We start from the raw sequence: 18,382 nt of genomic DNA on the forward strand, positions 1-18,382 counted from the left end.
GGGCCACGGCTCCGTCCGTCGCGGAGCCGCGTCAGTGGGGCCGCCGGTGTGGCGGCGGGAGGAAGGGCAGGTGTGCGCCGGCGCCCTCGTCGAGGGCCGCGGCGAGCGCGAGCAGACAGCCCGCCGTTCCGGTGGCGAGGTCCATGGACAGCCGCATCATCTGGTGCCCGGGGAAGGCCAGTTGGCCCTGGTAGGACATGGCGAGCCAGCCCAGTCCGTCGATCTGCCGCTCCAGCCGGGCCCGCGTGGCGCCGGGCGCGGTGGTGCGGGCCAGGTGGAGGATCATGCCGGCGCGGCCCTGGAAGAGACCGGGCTGCGCATAGAAGCGCGAGGTGGCGGCGGTGACGATCCCGGCGCGGGCGCGCTCGAACGCGTCGGCGGTGTGCGCGCCGTTCCCGGCGGCCCGCTCCGCCCCCGGGCCGCCGCTGCCGGCCACGCGCCCGTCGCCGCCGATCACCGGCCCGGCGCTCCGGGCCGCCGGCCCACCCCTCCCGGCCGCCGGCCCGGCGCCTTCGGACGTCGGCCCGGTGCTCCCGTGGCCGGGCCCGCCGACCGCGGTCGCTCGCCTGTCGTCCGCGGCCGCGCGCGCGTCGGCGCGGGTCGCCGACAGGGCGCCCGGGGTCGCGGGCCTGTCGTCCGCGGCTGCCGTCCCGGTGTTCGCGTGGCCCGGCCTGCCGCCTGCGGTCGTTCGCTCGTCGCCCGGGATCGTTCGCCCGTCGTCTGCGGCCGGTGGCCTCGTGCCCCCGGTCGTGGGCCCGTCGGCGCCGGCCGGCGACTGGGCGCCCCCGGTCGCCGATCGCCCGCCCCGGGCGGCCCCGCCGGGCGGCTCGGAGTCGTACGGGCTGGTCCAGGGGCCGCCCGCGGCCGCGGCCAGGTACTCGTCGAGCACCAGGCCGACCCCCACGCTCCCGTCGCCGAGGTACGGCATCGTCCGCCACCCCTCGTCGACCTCCAGCGCACCGTTCTCGCGCTCCACGCAGCACTCCAGATCCCGGCGCAGCGCGCTCGCCGCGGCATCGAGCAGCGCCCGCTCTCCGGTCGCCTCGTAGTGACGCAGCAGGAACAGCGCGGGCCCGCTCGCGCCCCGCAGCAACCCGGCCCGCCGCCGGGGCGCTCCCGCGGCGGGTTCGGCCAGGCGGCGGACGAGGATGTCGGCCGCCTCCTCGGCCCGCTCGCGCAGTTCCGGCTCGCCGGTCATGTGCGCGAGGTGTCCGAGGACCAGGCCGAGGCCGGCCAGACCGCCGTGCAGGTCGGAGGACAGGTTCTGCCAGCGTTCGCGCAGGATGCCGTCGACCAGGTCCAGGGCCCGCTGCCGGTGTCCGAGCAGGTCGAGGACGTGGGCGACGCCCGCGAGTCCGTCGTAGAAGCCGAGCGGGGTGCCGGTGGGAGCGGGGGCGGTGTGGTCCAGCAGCCAGAGCTCACCCTCGTCGTAACGGTCGGCGCCGGTCGCCGCGAGCGCGTAGAGCACCCCCGCCGCGCCGTGGGCGAGGCCGAGGCCGCCGCCGTCGGAGAACTGGGCGACGTCCCCGGGGAAGAGCCGGTCGTCGCGTTCCGGAGTCGCCGAGGCGAGGATCGCCTTGACCATGGAGTCCCTGCTGTGCGGCCAGTCGCCCGGTTCCACCCGGGAGGCCGGGACCGAGGGGACCGCCGGGACGGCCGGAACCGTCGACCGCGCACCGGTCCCGGCTCCGCCGGTGACCGGCCCGCCCCGCTCGGACGGGGCCCGGGTGATCTCCGCGACCGCCTCGTCCAGGAAGTCCCGCGGCACGTCCGGGAACTGCTCCGCGATCACCTCGGCCAGGTGGGCGGCCTTGCCCCGGTCGACGACGAACAGGGTGGTGACCGGCAGGAACAGGGCGAGCCGCAGACAGGCCAGGGCGTACCGGTCGACCTCGGCGCCCCGGCGGTCCGCAGGGGCGAAGAAGCCGGGGTGCGCCACCACCTGGCGGCCGTTCTCCTCGGCCCGGGCCGCCGCCTCGAAGTCGATCAGGAACACCGACTCCTCGTCGGGCGCCACCATGACGTTGAAGACGTGCAGGTCGTTGAAGACGATCCCGCGCGCGTGCACCTTCTCCACCGCCCGTTCCACCGCCCGGTGGATCCGCACCGCCCACGTCGTGTACGCGGCGACGGCGCCCGGGGCCGGGTCCGGGGAGAGCAGCGGGTGCCGTTCGGCGAAGAACGCGTTGAGGGGGCGCCCCTCGACGAAGTCCATCACCAGGAAACGGTGGTCGCCGAGCGTGAACCAGTCGCGCACCTCGGGCACCACGCCCGTGCCCGACACCGCCTCCAGCGCGCGCTTCTCGCGCTCCAGCCGGGCGATGGCGTCCGCTCCGTCGGAGGCCAGCCCCGCGTGGGGGCGCCCCTCCTTGAGCACCACCTTGCGCCCGTCGCGCAGGTCGGTTCCCGCGTAGACCCCGCCGCCGTTGGAGAAGTGCAGCGCCTTCTCGATGCGGTACGGCAGCTCGCCCACCGTCGTGGTGTTGCGGGCCGCCAGGTGCGGCTCCAGGAACGCGGGCAGCGTCACCCACTCGGGCACCTGGAAGGACGGCGCCCGCCGGTCCGGCACCAGCCGCCCGTCGCCGTCCAGCACCGCCGGCACCAGGGAGCCGCGCTCGTCGACGACGAACCTCCGCGCGAACGCCCCGTAGCGCACGTACAGCGGGCCGTCGCCCCAGCGCAGGTCGGTGAGGATGTACGGCCCCTCGAAGCCCTTCAGCAGGGCGCCGAGCTCCGACAGCACCGTGTGCAGCTGCTCCTCGTCGGCCGGGTAGACGGTGACGAACTTGCCGCTGGAGTCGCGGGCGGCGTACTTGGTGTTGCGCAGGTGCAGCAGATGCGGGCCCGGCACGAACTTGAACGGGATGCGGCGCGGGACGCAGTAGTCCCACACGGCCGCCGCGATCTCCTCCGCGTTCGCCCGAGTGGCCGAAGCGTGGATCTTCCAGCCCTGGGCCGGCCCCGCGGCGGGCGTCCCGTCCGGGCCGAGCGGCGACAGCGTCAGCCAGTCACCGACACGCGTCGCCTCCCAGCCCTCGGGCACCGCCCGGCGCGCCGTCGCGTAGAGCGGCGCCGCCTCCCCGGCGCCCGCCAACCGATCGGGCGTCTCGTAGAAGTGGGCGTCCGCCAGCGCGTACACCTCGTACCGCTTGTCCACTGCGTCCCCCTCCGTGGTCGACCACGAGACTTCCAGCGGGGCGCGGGACGCCGACAGTCACGGCTGTCACGAGATCGCCGTGCGGAACGCACGGGTAAAGACATGTTCGGCGCGTTTCGATCCGGACCTCGCACGATCTCCCTCCGGCCTCCGTCGAACGGTCACAGGGGCTGCGCGAACGTCTCATAAGCGCTGTAATACGGACGTGGTCAGTCAGGGTGCGTCGGGGCGCAGAACGCGAACACTGCGTGCCGAACTTGCCCTCAAAACGATCACAGCCGATCCCGTGTCATCCGCGCGGGTGCACCGCGTCCTCGAACAGGCACTCGTCTTCGGGGGCGCGACCCTCGCCGCCGTCTACACGTCCAGCGACGACGGCGACCTCCTCTGCCTGGCCGACACCGCCGGCGTGCCGAGAACCCTCTACGGGCTGCGCGAGAGCTACGCCGTCGACGGGCAATCCCCGGCCGCCGACGCCCACCGCGGCGGGCGGCCCGTGTGGCTGGGCCCCGACGACCTCGCCGACGGCGCCGACGCGCGGCGGATGCCCGCCCGGGACGTCCACCTCGCCGCCCTGCCCGTGCACGACGGGGCCGGCGGCTGCCTGCTCGCCGTGAGCGAGAGCCCCGACGGCTTCGACAGCGACGACCGCGCGTGCCTGGGACTCGTCGCCGAGGCGATCGCCCTCCCCGCTCCCGCCGCGCGGGCAGAGGGCGAGGAACTCCCGGCCGACACCTTCAGCCTCGCCATGGACACCGGCCGCGTGGAGGTCGGCGACGAGATCCTGGAGCTGTTCGGCCTGCGGAGGGAGGAGTTCGACGGCCGTGTGGAGAGCCTCCTCGGCCTCACCGTCCCCGAGGACCTGCCCTCGTTGATGTCGGTGGTCGAGGCCGACCACATGTCGATCGGCGAGCGCGAGCTGGAGTTCCGGGTGCTGCGGCCCGCCGGCCCGCCCCGGTGGTTGCGGCTGCGCGGCCGGCTCCTGCCCGGCGGCGAAGGGCTCCCCGCCCGCCTCGTCGGCACCGTCGCCGACGCCTCCACCCTGCGCTCGGACGTCACCGACGTGGCCCGCGTCCAGCGCCTGGCCGCCGCGCTCGCCACCGCCGGCACCGTCCGCGACGTCAGCCAGGCCGTCGTCTCCTCCCTGCGCGTACCGCTGCGGGCCGACCGGATCGCCCTGGCCGAGCTGGAGAACGAGCGCCTCGTCGTCACCGTCCTCGACCCGCCCGAACCCGAGGCCTGGCCCGAGCTGTGGCGGCTGGAGTGGCGCACCGAATGGCCCGACGCACCCGTGCGCGCCATGCCCACCCTCGCCGCCGCGCTGCGCGAGGGCCGCGCCCAGATCTGGCCCGCCGGCACGGCCCTGGAACCCGCCCTCGCCGAGGTCGGCCCCGGCGGCCTCGCCGTGCTCCCGCTGCCCGCCGCGGGCCGCATGGCCGGCGCCTGCCTCATCGGCTGGGACGCCCCGCACGTCTTCGGCCCCGACGAACGCGCCCTGCTCACCGCCTCCGCCGGCCTCGCCGGACAGGCCCTGATGCGCGCCCACGCCTTCGACGCCGAACACGAACTCGTCGGCATGCTCCAGCGCCAGCTCCTGCCCCGCCGCCTGCCCAAGCTCCCCGGCGCGGTCGCCGTCGCCCGCTACCTGCCCGCCACCGCCGGCCTGGAGGTCGGCGGCGACTGGTACGACGTCATCCCGCTGCCCGACAACCACGTCGCCCTCATCATCGGCGACGTCCAGGGCCACAGCACCGCCGCCGCCACCCTCATGGGCCAGATGCGCACCGCCCTGCGCGCCTACGCCGCCGAGGGCCACCCGCCGGACGTGGTGGTCGCCCACGCCAACCGGCTGCTGCTGGAGATGGAGACCGACCTCTTCGCCACCTGCTGCTACGTCGACCTCGACATGGAGGCCGGCACCGCCTGGTGCGTCCGCGCCGGCCACCCGCCGCCCGTCCTGCGTCACCCGGACGGATCAACCGACATCGCCGAGTCCGAAGGCGGCCCCCCGCTCGGCGTGGTCACCCAGGCCGACTTCCCGATGACCCCGCTGCGACTGCTGCCCGGCACCGTCCTCGCCCTGACCACCGACGGCCTGATCGAGTCCGCCGAGTCCGACATCGACGCGGGCCTGGAGCGCCTCGCCCGCGGACTGTCCGCCTCCGACCCCGCCCACCTGGGCCTCGTCGCCGACGCCCTGCTCGGCAACGCCCACCGCGGGGACGACGTGGCCCTGCTCCTGCTGCGCTACGACGGCATGGCCGTGAAGCCCCTGCGCGAGGGCTGGACGGTGTGGCGGGTGCCCGAGGCCGCCCGGCACGCCCGCCGCTTCACCCGGCGCACCCTGCGCGCCTGGGGCGTCTCCGACGACGCCATGGATGCCGCCCTGCTCGTCGTCTCCGAACTCGTCACCAACGCCCTCGTGCACACCGACGGCCAGGTACGCCTCGACCTCACCATGATCAACCACCGCCTGCGCGTCGCCGTCACCGACGCGTCCCCCCGCACCCCCGTCAAACCCACCAGCCTCGGCTGGGAGGCCACCGGCGGCCGCGGCATCCTCCTCGTGGAGGCCGTGTCCGACACCTGGGGCACCGTGCCGGTCAGCGGCGGCAAACAGGTATGGAGCGAACTGCCACTGCAGGAGTGAGCCGCGCTCAGCCCGCCCCCACGGCCGTCGGCCCCCTCCCGCCCGCAGACACCGCACGACCGTCCACGCGCCGTGGACGGTCAGCGGGGCCGCGCGCGTGCGCTACGGGGGCGCGCGTGCGCTTCGGTGCCGCGCAGGCGCTGCCCGGCTGCCGCGCGCGCCGCGCATCGCATGGGTGGCCCACTGGGGTGCCGGCAGGTGCTGCGTGGCCGACTGGCGCGCGCTGCGGGTCGGTTCGCCGCGCACCGGCCGCCCGCACGGGTGCTGCCCGGCCGGCCGTGAGCCGTGGACAGTGGGTTGGGCTCCCACGTACCGGCAGGTGCAGCCTGGCTGACTGCGCGGTCTGGGCCGTGCGGGCCGGGCCCCGGCCGTCCGGAGGTGCGTGCGGGTGTCGCTCGCCCGGCCCCATGTCGCCGCTGTCACGGCTTCGGGTCCGGCCGTGCCCGCAGGATGCTGCCTGGCCGTCCGCGCCGTTGGCCGTGCCGGGCCCAGGCCATGCGCGCACGTCCTGCTCGACCGGCGCGTGCCGCCGCTTCGGCGGCCACGGTGCCCGCCGGGCCCTCAGGACACCGCCTGACCGACCGGCGTGCCGTGGATCGTGCGGCTCCGCGACCCCACGCGGTGCGCGCAGGTGTCGCCCGACCGGCCGCACACCGCCGAGCTTGCCGCTCCGGGCCCCGCCGTGCCTCCAGACGTCCCTGACCGTTCCGCGCGCTCCGTCCCCGCAGGTGCTGTCGGTCGGCCGTGCGCCGTGGACTGTGCGGTCCGGGCCGCACGCAGTGCCAGGGCCGGTAGTGCGCATCGACCGGCCGCACACCGCCGAGCTTGCCGCTCCGGGCCCCGCCGTGCCTCCAGACGTCCCTGACCGTTCCGCGCGCCCCGTCCCCGCAGGTGCTGTCGGTCGGCCGTGCGCCGTGGACTGTGCGGTCCGGGCCGCACCAGTGCCAGGGCCGGCAGTGCGCATCGACCGGCCGCACACCGCCCGACCCGCCCGGTCCAGGTGCCCGGCCCGGGCGTGCCCGGGCCGGGAGGCTCGGCACTCGTCGCGCCGCGGGCGGCTCCGGCGCGCGTCCGGGGCGCGCGGGCCGCGTGTCCTTCGGCGCGAGGAGGGTACTCGCGGTCCATGGACACCATCGCCACCGCCTACCTGGCGGCCACCGGGAGGTCCGCGCTGGCCTTCGTCGCGTTCGTCGTTGTCGGTGTTGTGCTCGTCGGCGCCCTGATCTGGGCCGTTCGGCTGGGCATCCGGGTACGCGGGCGGGAGCCCGCGCCCCCGCAGCCCCACGAACAGCCGCAGATGCCCGCCTCGGGCCCGGTCCGTGAGACCCACCGGGCACGCGTACCGAACGAGATGCCGCAGTCGGCGGACGGTGAACGCCTCACCCCGCACGAGCTGCGGCCCACCGGCAGCCGGGACGGCGACGACCAGAGCCGCCCGCGCTGGGATCGCGGCTCCAGCGGCTCGTTCGGCAGCGGCGGCCCCGGTGCCCGTTGACCGTGACCGAGAAAGGTGATGAACCGCCGTGACCTCGCACCTCGAGGAGAAACCCGCCATACGCCGGCCCGAGACGGGCTGGGCCAGGGCCCGCCGCCTACGCCGCGGCGACGCCGCGTTGCGCACCTGCCTGCCGGCAGTGGAGGTCCCCGGCACCACGCCGGGGATGCGCTCGGGCCCGGAGGGAAACATCGTCAGGGGTGAGGACTGAGCGGCAGAGGACCCTCGGGCCGCTCGCCCGGCCCGCGCCTGCGAGGGCCTGCGGCCGTCGAGGGCGGATTCGTGTCGGCCGGTGCCCGTGACCATGGAGGCCCCGCGCCGGTCGGGGCCGTGTCGGCCTGGGCCCTCGGCCGTGAAGGCCGGGTGGCGTCGGCGGGGCGGGTGACCATGGAGCCCGGTCCGTGCCCGCCGGGGCACGCGGTCGTCGAGGCCGGTCTGTGTCGGCCAGTCCTGTGGCCCTGCAGCTCGGCCCGCGCCAGCCGGAGCCTGTGGCCGCTTCCTCGTGTCAGTCGAACGTACGACCGTTGAGGCCGCCCCGCGTCACCCGGGGCCCCCGGTCGTGAAACCCGGTGCGCGCCACCCGGGACGTGTGCCCGTGAGCCCTGTCCGTGCCCGCTGGGGCCTGTGCCCGTGGAGGCCTGTCCATGTCGGCCGGGACGCGTGACCGTCAATCCCGGCCCGCGCCAGCCGACGTGTGATCGTCACCGATGGCCCACGCCCGTCGGGACGTACGCCCCGTTGAGCCAGGCCCGCGCGCCAGCCCGGGACGTCGACCCCTGCCCGCGCCGGCCGGCTCCACCGGTCGCCGCGCCCTCCCCGCGCCGGCCGGCTCCACCGGTCGTGAGCCGATCCGTGTCGCGCCGGAGCCCGCGGCCGTAAACGCCGCCCCGCCCCCCCACGTCCCGAGCCGGGAAGCCGCGCCGCGGTCGCCGTACGCTGGGAGTGTGCGTCTCCTGATCATGTCGGACACCCACCTCCCCAAGCGCGCCAAGGTCCTCCCCGGTCCGCTGCTCGACGAGCTTCCGCGCGCCGACGTGGTGATCCACGCCGGGGACTGGGTCGACGCGGCCACCCTCGACCTGCTGGAGGACCGCAGTCGCCGGCTCCTCGCCGTGTACGGCAACAACGACGGTCCGGACCTGCGCGCGCGTCTTCCCGAGGTGGCGTACGCCGACCTCGGCGGTCTGCGTTTCGGCGTCGTCCATGAGACCGGGCCCGCGCAGGGCCGTGAGGTGCGGTGCGCCGCCCGTTTCCCCGATCTGGACGTCCTCGTCTTCGGGCACAGCCACATCCCCTGGGACACCACCGCCCCCGGCGGCCTGCGCCTGCTCAACCCGGGCTCGCCGACCGACCGCCGGCGCCAGCCGCACTGCACGTACCTGACGGCCGAGGTGGACGGCGGCCGCCTCGCGGACGTCGTCCTGCACCGGCTGCCGCCGCGCTGAACTCCGCCGCCGCGGGCGGTAATTCGGTGGACGGCCCGCCGTCCCGCCCGCTGACATGGACGGAATGCTGATCGACACGAGTCTCGTGCGCCGTCTGCTCGCCGCGCAGTTCCCTCAGTGGGCGCACCTCCCCCTCGCCCCGGTCCCCCGGTCCGGGATGGACAACGCGACCTTCCGCCTCGGTGACGACCTGTCCGTACGGCTGCCGCGGTACGCACACTGGACCGGCCAGGTCACCCGCGAGCAGCGCTGGCTGCCCCGGCTCGCCCCGCACCTGCCGCTGCCGGTCTCCCAGCCGGTCGCGCAGGGCGTGCCCGGCGAGGGCTACCCCTACCCGTGGTCGGTGTACCGCTGGCTGGAGGGGGAGACGGCCACCACGGAGGCCTTGGCCGACCCGGTGCGCACCGCCCTCGACCTCGCCGGCTTCCTCACCGCACTCCAGGCCTGCGACGCCACCGCCGGACCCGGGCCCGAGCAGAGCAACGCCTTCCGGGGCGTGCCCCTGGGCGATCCCCGGGACTCCATCGCCGCCGAGGCGCGGGTGCGGCCCAAGATCGAGGCGCTGAGGGGCACCGGCCTGGTGGACACGGACGAGGTGACCGAGGTGTGGGAGGCGGCCCTCGCGGCACCCGCCTGGCGGAAGCCGCCGGTGTGGATCCACGGCGACCTCGACCCCGGCAACCTCCTCCTGCGCGACGGCCGTCTCGGTGCCGTCATCGACTTCGGGACGCTCGCCGTGGCCGACCCGGCGGTGGACCTGTTGCCCGCCTGGACGTTCCTGCCCGCCGAGGCGCGCGGGGTGTTCCGGGAGGCGGTCGGCGCCGACGACGCCACCTGGGCCCGGGGACGCGGCTGGGCAGTGGCGAGCTCGCTGCCCGTGCCGGACGACCCCTACTTCCGAGGCCACCCGGAGCGGATCGAGGCGGCCCTGCGCCGCCTGGGCGACATCGTCGCCGACCACCGGGAATCCGGCGCCTGACCGCCGTCTCAGGACGGGGGCGGAAAGGGGTTTCGCCCGCCGTGGCCGTCAGCGGCCGGCGACGCCGGCTCCGGCGGCGACCGCCGCACCCACCCGGCCCGCCGGTGCGGCACCCGCTGACGCCCGGGGCCTGCGAGGCCCCGGCGAACCCGAGGGAGCCGCCCCGCTCCTTTCCGGCCCCCGCCGGACTCGCACCCGCGCCGTGCGCAGCCGGATACCCCCGGCCGTGCGCAGTCGGATATCCCCGGGCCGTACGCAGCCGGATACCCCGCACCGTACGCAGCCGGATACCCTGCACCGTACGCAGCCGGATACCCCGCGCCGCGCGCAGCCGGGCACCCCCGTAGTGCGCCCCCGGAACCCCGCGCCGTGCGCAGTCGGATACCTCCGGCCGTGCGCAGCCGGATACCTCCGGCCGTGCACAGCCGGATACCCCGCACCGTACGCAGCCACCCGCGCCGCGCGCAGCCGGGCACCCCCGTAGTGCGCCCCCCGGAACCCCGCGCCGTGCTTTATTCCGTTGCCGCCCCGCCCGTCCCTCTGCTGCACTGCTGCGGACCCGTCACCGGCAGATCCAGGAGCACCGATGCGCACTGCGTCCATGTCCCCCCAGGAAGGAACGACCCCCACTCCGAAGGACATGACGCTTCGTGCACCTGCTCAACCTCGGGATCCTCGCCCACGTCGACGCCGGTAAGACCAGCCTCACCGAGCGGCTGCTGCACTCCGTCGGGATCATCGACGAGATCGGCAGCGTCGACGCCGGCAGCACGCAGACGGACACGCTCGAACTGGAGCGCCGGCGCGGCATCACCATCAAGTCGGCCGTCGTCTCCTTCCCGGTCGACGACATCACCGTCAACCTCATCGACACCCCCGGCCACCCGGACTTCATCGCCGAGGTGGAACGCGTCCTCGGCGTCCTCGACGGCGCCGTCCTCGTCGTGTCGGCGGTGGAGGGCGTCCAGGCGCAGACCCGGGTCCTCATGCGGACCCTGCGGCGGCTGCGCATCCCCACGCTGGTCTTCGTCAACAAGATCGACCGGCGCGGGGCGCGGTACGAGGGCGTCCTGAGCGAGCTCTCCGGCCGCCTGTCGGTGCCGGTCGTCCCGATGGGAACCGTCACGGGACTCGGCACGGACCGCGCCGCGTTCCGGACCGGCCGTATCGCCCCGGACGTCCTGGCCGACCACGACGACGACCTCCTGGCCGCGTACGTCGACGGCGACCTCGCGCCGGAGCGGCTGCGCGCGGCCCTCGTCGCCCAGACCCGCCGCGGCCTCGTCCATCCGGTGCACTTCGGCTCGGCCATGACCGGCGCGGGCGTGCCCGAACTGATCGACGGCATCAGGGAGCTGCTGCCGCCGGCCGGCGGGGACCCCGAAAGCCCGCTCTCCGGCACGGTGTTCAAGGTGGAACGGGGCCCGGCGGGGGAGAAGATCGCCTACGCCCGCCTCTTCTCGGGCACCCTGCGCACCCGTGACCGCGTCTCCTTCGGATCCGGGGAGCCCCGCCGGGAGGGCAAGGTGACCGCGCTCGCCGTCTTCGACCACGGCACGGACGTACGGGAGGAGGCGGTCACGGCGGGCCGGATCGCCCGGCTGTGGGGTCTGGCCGAGGTGAGGGTCGGCGACAGCATCGGGCTGCCGCGCACGCCGCCCGGCCGGGTCTTCGCACCGCCCACCCTGGAGACGGTCGTCGTGCCGGGTCCGGGCACCGACCGCCGCTCGCTGCACCTCGCCCTCACCCAGTTGGCCGAGCAGGACCCGCTGATCGGCCTGCGCCACGACGAGGTCCGTCAGGAGACGTCCGTGTCCCTCTACGGCGAGGTGCAGAAGGAGGTCGTCCAGGCGACCCTCGCCGAGGAGTACGGCGTCGACGTCACCTTTCGCGGGACGACTCCCCTGTGCGTCGAACGGCCGGCCGGCACGGGATCCGCCGTCGAGTTCGACAAGAAGGGCGCCAACCCCTTCCTCGCCACCGTGGGCCTGCGCGTCGATCCGGCGCCGCCCGGCACGGGTGTGACCTTCGGCTTGGAGGTGGAGCTGGGCTCCATGCCGTACGCGTTCTTCAAGGCGGTGGAGGACACCGTCCGCGAGACGCTCGGTCAGGGGCTGCACGGCTGGCAGGTCACCGACGTCGCGGTCACCATGACCCACTCCGGCTACTCGCCCCGGCAGAGCCACGCCCACCAGGGTTTCGACAAGAGCATGTCCAGCACGGGCCACGACTTCCGCGGCCTGACCCCGCTGGTCCTGATCGAGGCCCTGCGGCGGGCGGGCACGCGGGTGTACGAGCCGATGCACCGCTTCACGATCGAGGCGCCGGCGGACACGCTGGGCGCGCTGCTGCCGGTGCTCGCCGCGCTGCGGGCGGTACCGGGCGCGACGCGGACTCGGGGCGCGCGGTGCGTCCTGCAGGGCGCGGTGCCGGCCGCCCGGGTGCACGCGCTGGAGCAGCGGCTGCCGGGCCTGACCCGCGGCGAGGGCGAGCTGGAGAGTGCCTTCGACCACTACGCGCCGGTCGCCGGCGGCACACCCCCCGAGCGTCCGCGTACCGACTTCAACCCGCTGAACCGGAAGGAGTACCTGTTGAACGTGGCGGGCCGAGTGACACCCTGACCTGACTGACAGTCAACTTACTCGGGGGTCAGGTGGTATTGACGGTGTCCGGAAAGGGTCGGACTGTAGTGGACATGCCGAATATTCGGGCACGTCTGCTCGCTGTTCTGGTCATCCTCTGCGGATTCCTGACGGTGGCGGGTACCCCGACCGCCACCGCCGCCACCGTCCCCGACTCCCTCTCCTTCGACGGCAGCCCCCTCACCGTCTCCGGCGGCCGCTTCGTCGACGCGACGGGCCGTGAGGTCGTCCTGCGCGGTTACAACGTCTCCGGCGAGACCAAGCTCGCGGAGAACGACGGCCTGCCCTTCGCCTCGGCCGCCGACGCCAGGAAGTCGGCGGCCGCCCTGCGTGCCCTCGGCGGCGGCAACTCCGTCCGCTTCCTGCTCTCCTGGGCCTACGCCGAACCCGTGCGCGGCCAGGTCGACACCGCCTACCTGGCAGCCGCCACCGACCAGATGCGCGCCTTCCTCGACGCCGGCGTCCGCGTCTACCCCGACTTCCACCAGGACCTCTACTCCCGGTACCTGTTCGACACCGACAGCTGGTACACCGGCGACGGCGCCCCCCAGTGGGCCGTGGACCTCGGCGACTACCCCGACGAGTCCTGCGGCATCTGCTTCCTCTGGGGTCAGAACATCACCCAGAACGGCGCGGTGAAGGCGGCCCAGCACGACTTCTGGCACAACGCGCACGGCCTCCAGGACTCCTTCCTCGACATGGCCCAGCAGACGATGGCGTACGTCAGACAGCACCTGACCGCCGAGCAGTTCGCGGGCGTCGTCGGCTTCGACCCCTACAACGAGCCGTACGCGGGCATGTACGACTCCGGCCAGACCAGCCGCACCTGGGAACGCGACCTGCTGTGGCCGTTCTACGTGCGGTTCCGCGCCCGGATGGACGCGGCCGGCTGGCAGGACAAACCCGCCTTCGTCGAACCGAACCTCTTCTGGAACGGCAACGTCAGCAAGGAGGAGGGCGGTCTGCTCGACGCGGGCACCCTGGGTTCCCGCTACGTCTTCAACACCCACTTCTACGACCAGAAGGCCATCTCCGGGATCCTGATGTGGGGCAAGGCGGCCGACGGCCAGTACGTCACCGACTTCGGCACGGTCCGCGACCGGGCGGCGGCGGCCGGGACGGCGGCCGTGGTCAGCGAGTTCGGCCACCCCCTCGCCGGCGCGGTCTCGGACAAGGCGCCGACCGTCCTCAAGGCCATGTACCAGGCCCTCGACTCCCGCGTGAAGGGCGCGAGCTGGTGGACGACACCGGCCGCCTCGGGACCCGTCCTCTCCGGCAACCAGTGGCAGTGGGACATCTACCACGGCCGCCACCACGAGCTGATGAACGGCAACCCCGACAAGGTGCTCACCGCCGGCGACGCCTGGAACGACGAGGACCTCTCCGCCGTACGCCTCGACGACACCGGGAAGGTGACGCTGCGTCAGGACGCCCGGCTGCTCGACCGGATGTACCCGAGCGCCACCAGCGGCACGACCCTCGCCTTCACCTACGAGGACCGCTCCCGCGACGGCTCGACCACCCTCACCTGGAACCCGGTGCCGAGCTCCCTGCCGAACGTGGCGCGACTCGTCGGCTCCGGCCAGTACGGCCTGCTGGTGTGGCGGTCGAACGGCGGAACCGCACCCACCGAACTGCACCTGCCCGCCTCCTTCCCCACCGCGGCCACCACCGTCGTCTCCGACCTCGGCGCCGTGCACGGACCGCCCGCGTACACGAGCGCCACCGGGATCGCCGCGGCCCTCGAACCGGGCGGCACCGGCAGCCGCAGGCTGCTGCTCACCGCACCCGACGCGAGCACCGTGCACTACGCCCTGGTGACCAACGGGGCGGCCTCGCCGTCCGCCTCCCTGCTGGCCGCCGCCCGCTCCGAACTGTCCGCGTGGGTCGCGCAGAAGCTGCGGTAGGACCGCCGGCCCGACGGGCCCGGTACCGCGGGGGTGCCCCGCGGTACCGGCGCCGGTGACGGCGGACCGGCCGTTCCGGGCGGCACGGCCGGCCGCGCCGGGGCGCTTCGGCCGCGTCAGCCCGCCGGGCTCGTCCAGTCGGCCGCGACATGGCCGAGCCGCACGCGCTGTGGGTGGTCGCCCACCGGCACCGACACGACCTTCTTGCCGGTGGCGAAATCGATCGCCGTGACCTGGTCGGTGCCGCTCTCGGAGACGACGCAGCTCTTGCCGTCGCCGCTGACCGTGGCCCAGTAGGGCTTGGAGGCGGTGACGAGCGGACCCTCCTGGAGAGTGGTGCGGTTCACCACCGTCGCGTAGTCGTCCATCGTGCCCGCGACGCACAGCTTGCTGCCGTCGGGGCTCATCGACAGCCCGTGGTGGCGTGAGTCGTTGACGAAGGTGGTGCGGTCGTCGCTGGTCGCCGGGTTCTTCGGCAGGGTCTTCGTCCGGGTGATCTTGTCCGTGGCGATGTCGTACTCGAAGAAGCCGTTGAAGAAGGACACCTGGAAGTACAGCTTGGACTCGTCCGGGGAGAACACGGCCGGGCGCACGGCGTCCGAGTAGTCGGTGAGGCCGATCGCGTCCAGCCGCCGGCGCATGTCGATGACCTTGACCGGCTGGTAGGTGGTCGCGTCGACGACGGTGATGCGGCGGTCGCCCTTCGTCCAGTCCAGCCACGGCGCGTCGAGCGCGGTGTTCACCTCGCCGATCGACATGGTCCAGATCTGCTTGCCGTCCTTGGTGAAGATGTTCTCGTGCGGCTTGTCCCCGGTGGAGTACGAACCGAGCTGCCTGCCGGTTTCGATGTCCAGCACGTGCACGGTGTTCGACGTGGACGCGGAGACCGCGACCCGTTTGCCGTCGGGGGAGACGGCCATGTGGTCGGAGCGGTAACCGGACACGGGGAAGCGCCAGTTGACGGCTCCGGTGGACAGGTCGATCGAGACGACGTCGGCGAAGCTGGGCCGGGAGACGACCACCGAGGTGCCGTCCGGCGTGGAGTACATGTCGTCGACGAACTGGTCGTGGCCCTCGCCGACGCTGTTGCGGATGGTCATGAAGGCGATCCACCGGATCGGGTCGGCGTTGATCTCCGCCATCCGCTGGTTCTTGTCGGGGATGACGTTGATCCGGCCGATCTTCGCGAAGTCACCGGTGGACTTGATGACGTCGGCGGTGCCCTCCCAGTTGTTGCCGACGAACATCACCTCGCGCAGCGCGGCAACGTCGGCGCCGGAGGCGGCCGTGGCGGCGGTCGCGGGGGCGGTGACGGTCAGGACGAGGGCGGCGGCCATGGAGCAAAGGTGCCTGGGTCTGATGGCAGGCATGACTGCTCTCTCCTCTGGGGTGGGGGCGGGTGCACAGGCAAGGGGAAGCACGGACCGAATCTGAACACGGCCGCGTTCAGAATGGACTTACTGGAAAGTAAGGAAGGGGTGCCCTCCACCACAAGACCGCGTGCACGACAAAATCGACCCACGGAGCGACGAAGGAGGGTCATTGGCGGGCAGGCTGAGGGCGCCGACCGGCCGTTACGCCGGCAGGTCCGCCGAGGAACGGCAGGCCGAGCGGCGCCGGAGATTCCTCGACGCGGCGCTGCGGTTGTTCGGTGACACCCCCGGATACCGGGCCACGACGGTCGCGGCACTCAGCGAGACGGCCGGTCTGTCGACGCGCCAGTTCTACGAGGAGTTCCGCACCCTGGAGGACGTCCTCGCGGCACTGCACCTCCAGGTCAACGACTGGGCCGAGGAGGCGGTGGTGGCCGCCTTCGCCGCCGCCCAGGACCTGCCGTTGGCCGAACGAGTCACGGCGATCTTCCGCGCCTACGCCGGAAACGTCACCGCCGATCCGCGCCGCATCCGCATCACCTTCGTCGAGATCGTCGGCGTCAGCCCGCGCCTGGAGGAGCAGCGGCTGGCCCGCCGGTCCCGCTGGGTGGAGCTGATCTGCGCCGAGGCGACGGCGGCCGCCGCCCGCGGCGAGGCGGCCCCCCGCGACTACCGCCTCGCGGCGACGGCCTTCATCGGCAGCGTCAACGGCCTCCTCCACGACTGGAGCGCCGGCTGGGTGGACGCGACGCTGGACGAGGTCGTGGACGAGCTGGTCCGGCAGCTGCTCGGAATCCTGCGCCCTGTGGAGTGGGGAGCCGACGGCCCCTGACCGGCGCGCCGACCGCGGGCCGCCCGGCCCGTCGGTGTGCGTGCGGCCCGGGCCGGGAGCCGCGCCGTCCGGTGTCGAAGGCCCCGTCATCGACCACGGTCACCCCGTCCGGCCCACCGCCTCCACCACCCGCCCCACCCCGTCCTCCGCCCGGACCCGCGCCCCCAACTGCCCCGCCCGGTCCCGGAAACCGGCCTCGCGGGTGGCCCGCACCAGCGCCGAGGCCAGCGCGTCGGCGGTCAGCCCGCGCAGCGGGACGGCCCGCGGAGCCACCCCGAGGCCCACCAGCCGGTCCGCCCAGAAACCCTCGTCGAACTGGACGGGCACCGGTACGGCGGGCACGCCGGCCCGCACCCCCGCCGCCGTCGTGCCCGCGCCGCAGTGGTGGACCACCGCGGCCATCTCCGGGAAGAGCAGGGAGTGGGGGACCTCGTCGAGGGTCAGCATGTCGTCGCCGTCGGCGGCGAGACCGGCCCAGCCCCGCTGGATCACCTCGCGCAGACCGGCCCTCTGAGCGCCCGCACGATGTCGGCGCTCAGCCGCCGCGGGTCGGGCACGGTCGCGCTGCCCAGTCCGACGAAGACCGGCGGCGGACCGGCGTCCAGGAACTCCTTTACGTAAGAGGGAAGTTCGCTCTCACGGTCGTACGGCCACCAGTAACCGGTGATGTCCAGTCCCGGCCGCCAGTCACGGGGGCGGGGCACCAGCCGGGTGCTGAAGCCGTGCAGCATGGGCCGGGCGCGGTGGGCGCGCCCCCGTGGGCCGGTGCCCAGGCCGCGGCGGGCGGCGGGCAGCCCCAGCCGGGCGCGGACCGCCGGCAGGACCGGGGCGAAGACCTGCTCCACGGCCAGCTCGACACCGCGGCCGGCGAGCCGGTTGCCGAGCGGGCCCCAGGAGCCGCCCCCGAGCATCGGCGGCGCGAACTCCCGGGTGGGCGCGACGGGCTGGAGTGCGAGGCCGAGGCTCGGCAGGGACAGGCCCTCCGCGATGGTGTGCCCCAGCGGCGCCACCGAGGCGGAGAGCAGGAGGACGTCGTTCACCCGGGCGGCGGCCACCAGGTCGTCCGTCATCCGCCCCACCAGCGCCCGCGCCATCCGCGCCAGCACCAGCAGCTTGCCCGTGCCGGTGGTGCTGCGGTGCAGTCCCCGGCCGCGTTCCGACTCGAGCTCCTCCCGCGGGTCGACCGGCAGCGGATGGAAGCCCACCCCCGAGCCGGTCACCAGCGGCGCGAACCGCGCGTGGGTGACCAGGGTGACCTCGTGGCCCGCGCGCACGAGCCCGTGTCCCAGTCCGGTGAAGGGGGCGACGTCGCCCCGGGAGCCCGCCGTCATGATCGCCACTCGCACGACGGACAGTATGAGGGCATCGTGCCGACGACAGGCCGAACAGCCCTGCAGAAGCGGCCACTTGCGCAAATATCCGCCCGCCGGGCCGGGCGGCCCCGGACCCGGCGGCGCGCTCGCTACTCGTCCCAGGCCTGGATCAGCGTCTGCCTGACGATCTTGCCGTCGCGCAGCGTGATCATCGAGTCGGCGAGGACGCGCACCCCGTCCGGGTACTCGCAGGACTCGCAGTAGGCGACCCGGTCGCCCTGGATGATGCACTCCTCCAGCTTGTGCGTCATGTCCCGGCTGTAGACGTCCTCGAGCATCTCGGCGATCTCGTCACGGCCGCGCAGGACCTTCGGGTGGCTCGGCTGGGTGTTGTGGTCGACGACGCGCAGTTCGGCGTCGTCCGCGTACAGCGACAGCAGTGTCGTCGCGGTCTGTCCTTCTATGCCCCTGCGCAGGGTCTCGGTGTCGAAGGCGGAACGTGCCGCGCTGCCCATGATGACCTCCTCGGCGGCCCCGGCCGACGGGGAACGGATGGCCGGGCCCTCACCTTCGAGGCTCCTCCGCCTCA

General features: G+C 74.2%; 11 protein-coding genes and 1 pseudogene. 8 read left to right on the forward strand and 4 right to left on the reverse strand.

Annotation, left to right across the window (positions count from 1 at the left end; all coding sequences use genetic code 11):
- Nucleotides 1–31: 31 nt before the first annotated feature.
- Nucleotides 32–3,157, reverse strand: coding sequence for a class III lanthionine synthetase LanKC (gene lanKC, locus ACIHAR_RS08535; protein WP_400018017.1), 3,126 nt, complete (start codon nucleotides 3,155–3,157; stop codon nucleotides 32–34).
- 205 nt (nucleotides 3,158–3,362) lie between these two features.
- Here lanKC and ACIHAR_RS08540 point away from each other — a divergent pair, with 205 nt between their 5' ends.
- The 7 genes from ACIHAR_RS08540 to ACIHAR_RS08570 all read left to right on the forward strand — a co-directional run bounded on the left by ACIHAR_RS08540 (nucleotide 3,363) and on the right by ACIHAR_RS08570 (nucleotide 14,275).
- Nucleotides 3,363–5,807, forward strand: coding sequence for a SpoIIE family protein phosphatase (locus ACIHAR_RS08540; protein WP_365457306.1), 2,445 nt, complete (start codon nucleotides 3,363–3,365; stop codon nucleotides 5,805–5,807).
- 1,123 nt (nucleotides 5,808–6,930) lie between these two features.
- Nucleotides 6,931–7,302 (forward strand): DUF6479 family protein, encoded by a 372-nt coding sequence (locus ACIHAR_RS08545; protein ID WP_400018020.1) that lies wholly within the window; start codon nucleotides 6,931–6,933, stop codon nucleotides 7,300–7,302.
- Between the two features lie 28 nt (nucleotides 7,303–7,330).
- Nucleotides 7,331–7,513, forward strand: coding sequence for a hypothetical protein (locus ACIHAR_RS08550; RefSeq protein WP_365457312.1), 183 nt, complete (start codon nucleotides 7,331–7,333; stop codon nucleotides 7,511–7,513).
- A gap of 733 nt (nucleotides 7,514–8,246) precedes the next feature.
- Nucleotides 8,247–8,747, forward strand: coding sequence for a metallophosphoesterase family protein (locus ACIHAR_RS08555; protein ID WP_388746735.1), 501 nt, complete (start codon nucleotides 8,247–8,249; stop codon nucleotides 8,745–8,747).
- Nucleotides 8,748–8,811: 64 nt separating this feature from the next.
- Complete coding sequence (locus ACIHAR_RS08560; RefSeq protein WP_400018023.1) at nucleotides 8,812–9,726, forward strand: aminoglycoside phosphotransferase family protein; 915 nt, start codon at nucleotides 8,812–8,814, stop codon at nucleotides 9,724–9,726.
- 650 nt (nucleotides 9,727–10,376) lie between these two features.
- Nucleotides 10,377–12,347, forward strand: a complete 1,971-nt coding sequence (locus ACIHAR_RS08565; protein ID WP_365457318.1) for a translation factor GTPase family protein — start codon at nucleotides 10,377–10,379, stop codon at nucleotides 12,345–12,347.
- Between the two features lie 74 nt (nucleotides 12,348–12,421).
- Nucleotides 12,422–14,275 (forward strand): cellulase family glycosylhydrolase, encoded by a 1,854-nt coding sequence (locus ACIHAR_RS08570; RefSeq protein ID WP_400018026.1) that lies wholly within the window; start codon nucleotides 12,422–12,424, stop codon nucleotides 14,273–14,275.
- 116 nt (nucleotides 14,276–14,391) lie between these two features.
- Here ACIHAR_RS08570 and ACIHAR_RS08575 read toward each other — a convergent pair whose 3' ends face one another.
- Complete coding sequence (locus tag ACIHAR_RS08575; protein WP_400018028.1) at nucleotides 14,392–15,645, reverse strand: YncE family protein; 1,254 nt, start codon at nucleotides 15,643–15,645, stop codon at nucleotides 14,392–14,394.
- Between the two features lie 172 nt (nucleotides 15,646–15,817).
- Here ACIHAR_RS08575 and ACIHAR_RS08580 point away from each other — a divergent pair, with 172 nt between their 5' ends.
- Nucleotides 15,818–16,480 (forward strand): TetR/AcrR family transcriptional regulator, encoded by a 663-nt coding sequence (locus tag ACIHAR_RS08580; protein ID WP_400018030.1) that lies wholly within the window; start codon nucleotides 15,818–15,820, stop codon nucleotides 16,478–16,480.
- A 99-nt stretch (nucleotides 16,481–16,579) separates the two neighbouring features.
- On the opposite strand, the pseudogene ACIHAR_RS08585 reads toward ACIHAR_RS08580, so the two are convergent.
- Nucleotides 16,580–17,811 (reverse strand): annotated as a pseudogene (locus ACIHAR_RS08585) (glycosyltransferase).
- Nucleotides 17,812–17,942: 131 nt separating this feature from the next.
- Nucleotides 17,943–18,308 (reverse strand): nuclear transport factor 2 family protein, encoded by a 366-nt coding sequence (locus tag ACIHAR_RS08590; protein WP_365457330.1) that lies wholly within the window; start codon nucleotides 18,306–18,308, stop codon nucleotides 17,943–17,945.
- Nucleotides 18,309–18,382 lie beyond the last annotated feature (74 nt).

Source organism: Streptomyces sp. NPDC052016 (genome assembly GCF_044548445.1).
Taxonomy (GTDB): Bacteria; Actinomycetota; Actinomycetes; order Streptomycetales; family Streptomycetaceae; genus Streptomyces.

Bases quoted from the DNA above. Each gene is read 5' to 3' on its own strand.
- ACIHAR_RS08545 (WP_400018020.1), top strand. From the start codon at position 6,931: ATGGACACCATCGCCACCGCCTACCTGGCGGCCACCGGGAGGTCCGCG.
- ACIHAR_RS08560 (WP_400018023.1), top strand. From the start codon at position 8,812: ATGCTGATCGACACGAGTCTCGTGCGCCGTCTGCTCGCCGCGCAGTTC.
- ACIHAR_RS08570 (WP_400018026.1), top strand. From the start codon at position 12,422: ATGCCGAATATTCGGGCACGTCTGCTCGCTGTTCTGGTCATCCTCTGC.
- ACIHAR_RS08575 (WP_400018028.1), bottom strand. From the start codon at position 15,645: ATGCCTGCCATCAGACCCAGGCACCTTTGCTCCATGGCCGCCGCCCTC.
- ACIHAR_RS08590 (WP_365457330.1), bottom strand. From the start codon at position 18,308: ATGGGCAGCGCGGCACGTTCCGCCTTCGACACCGAGACCCTGCGCAGG.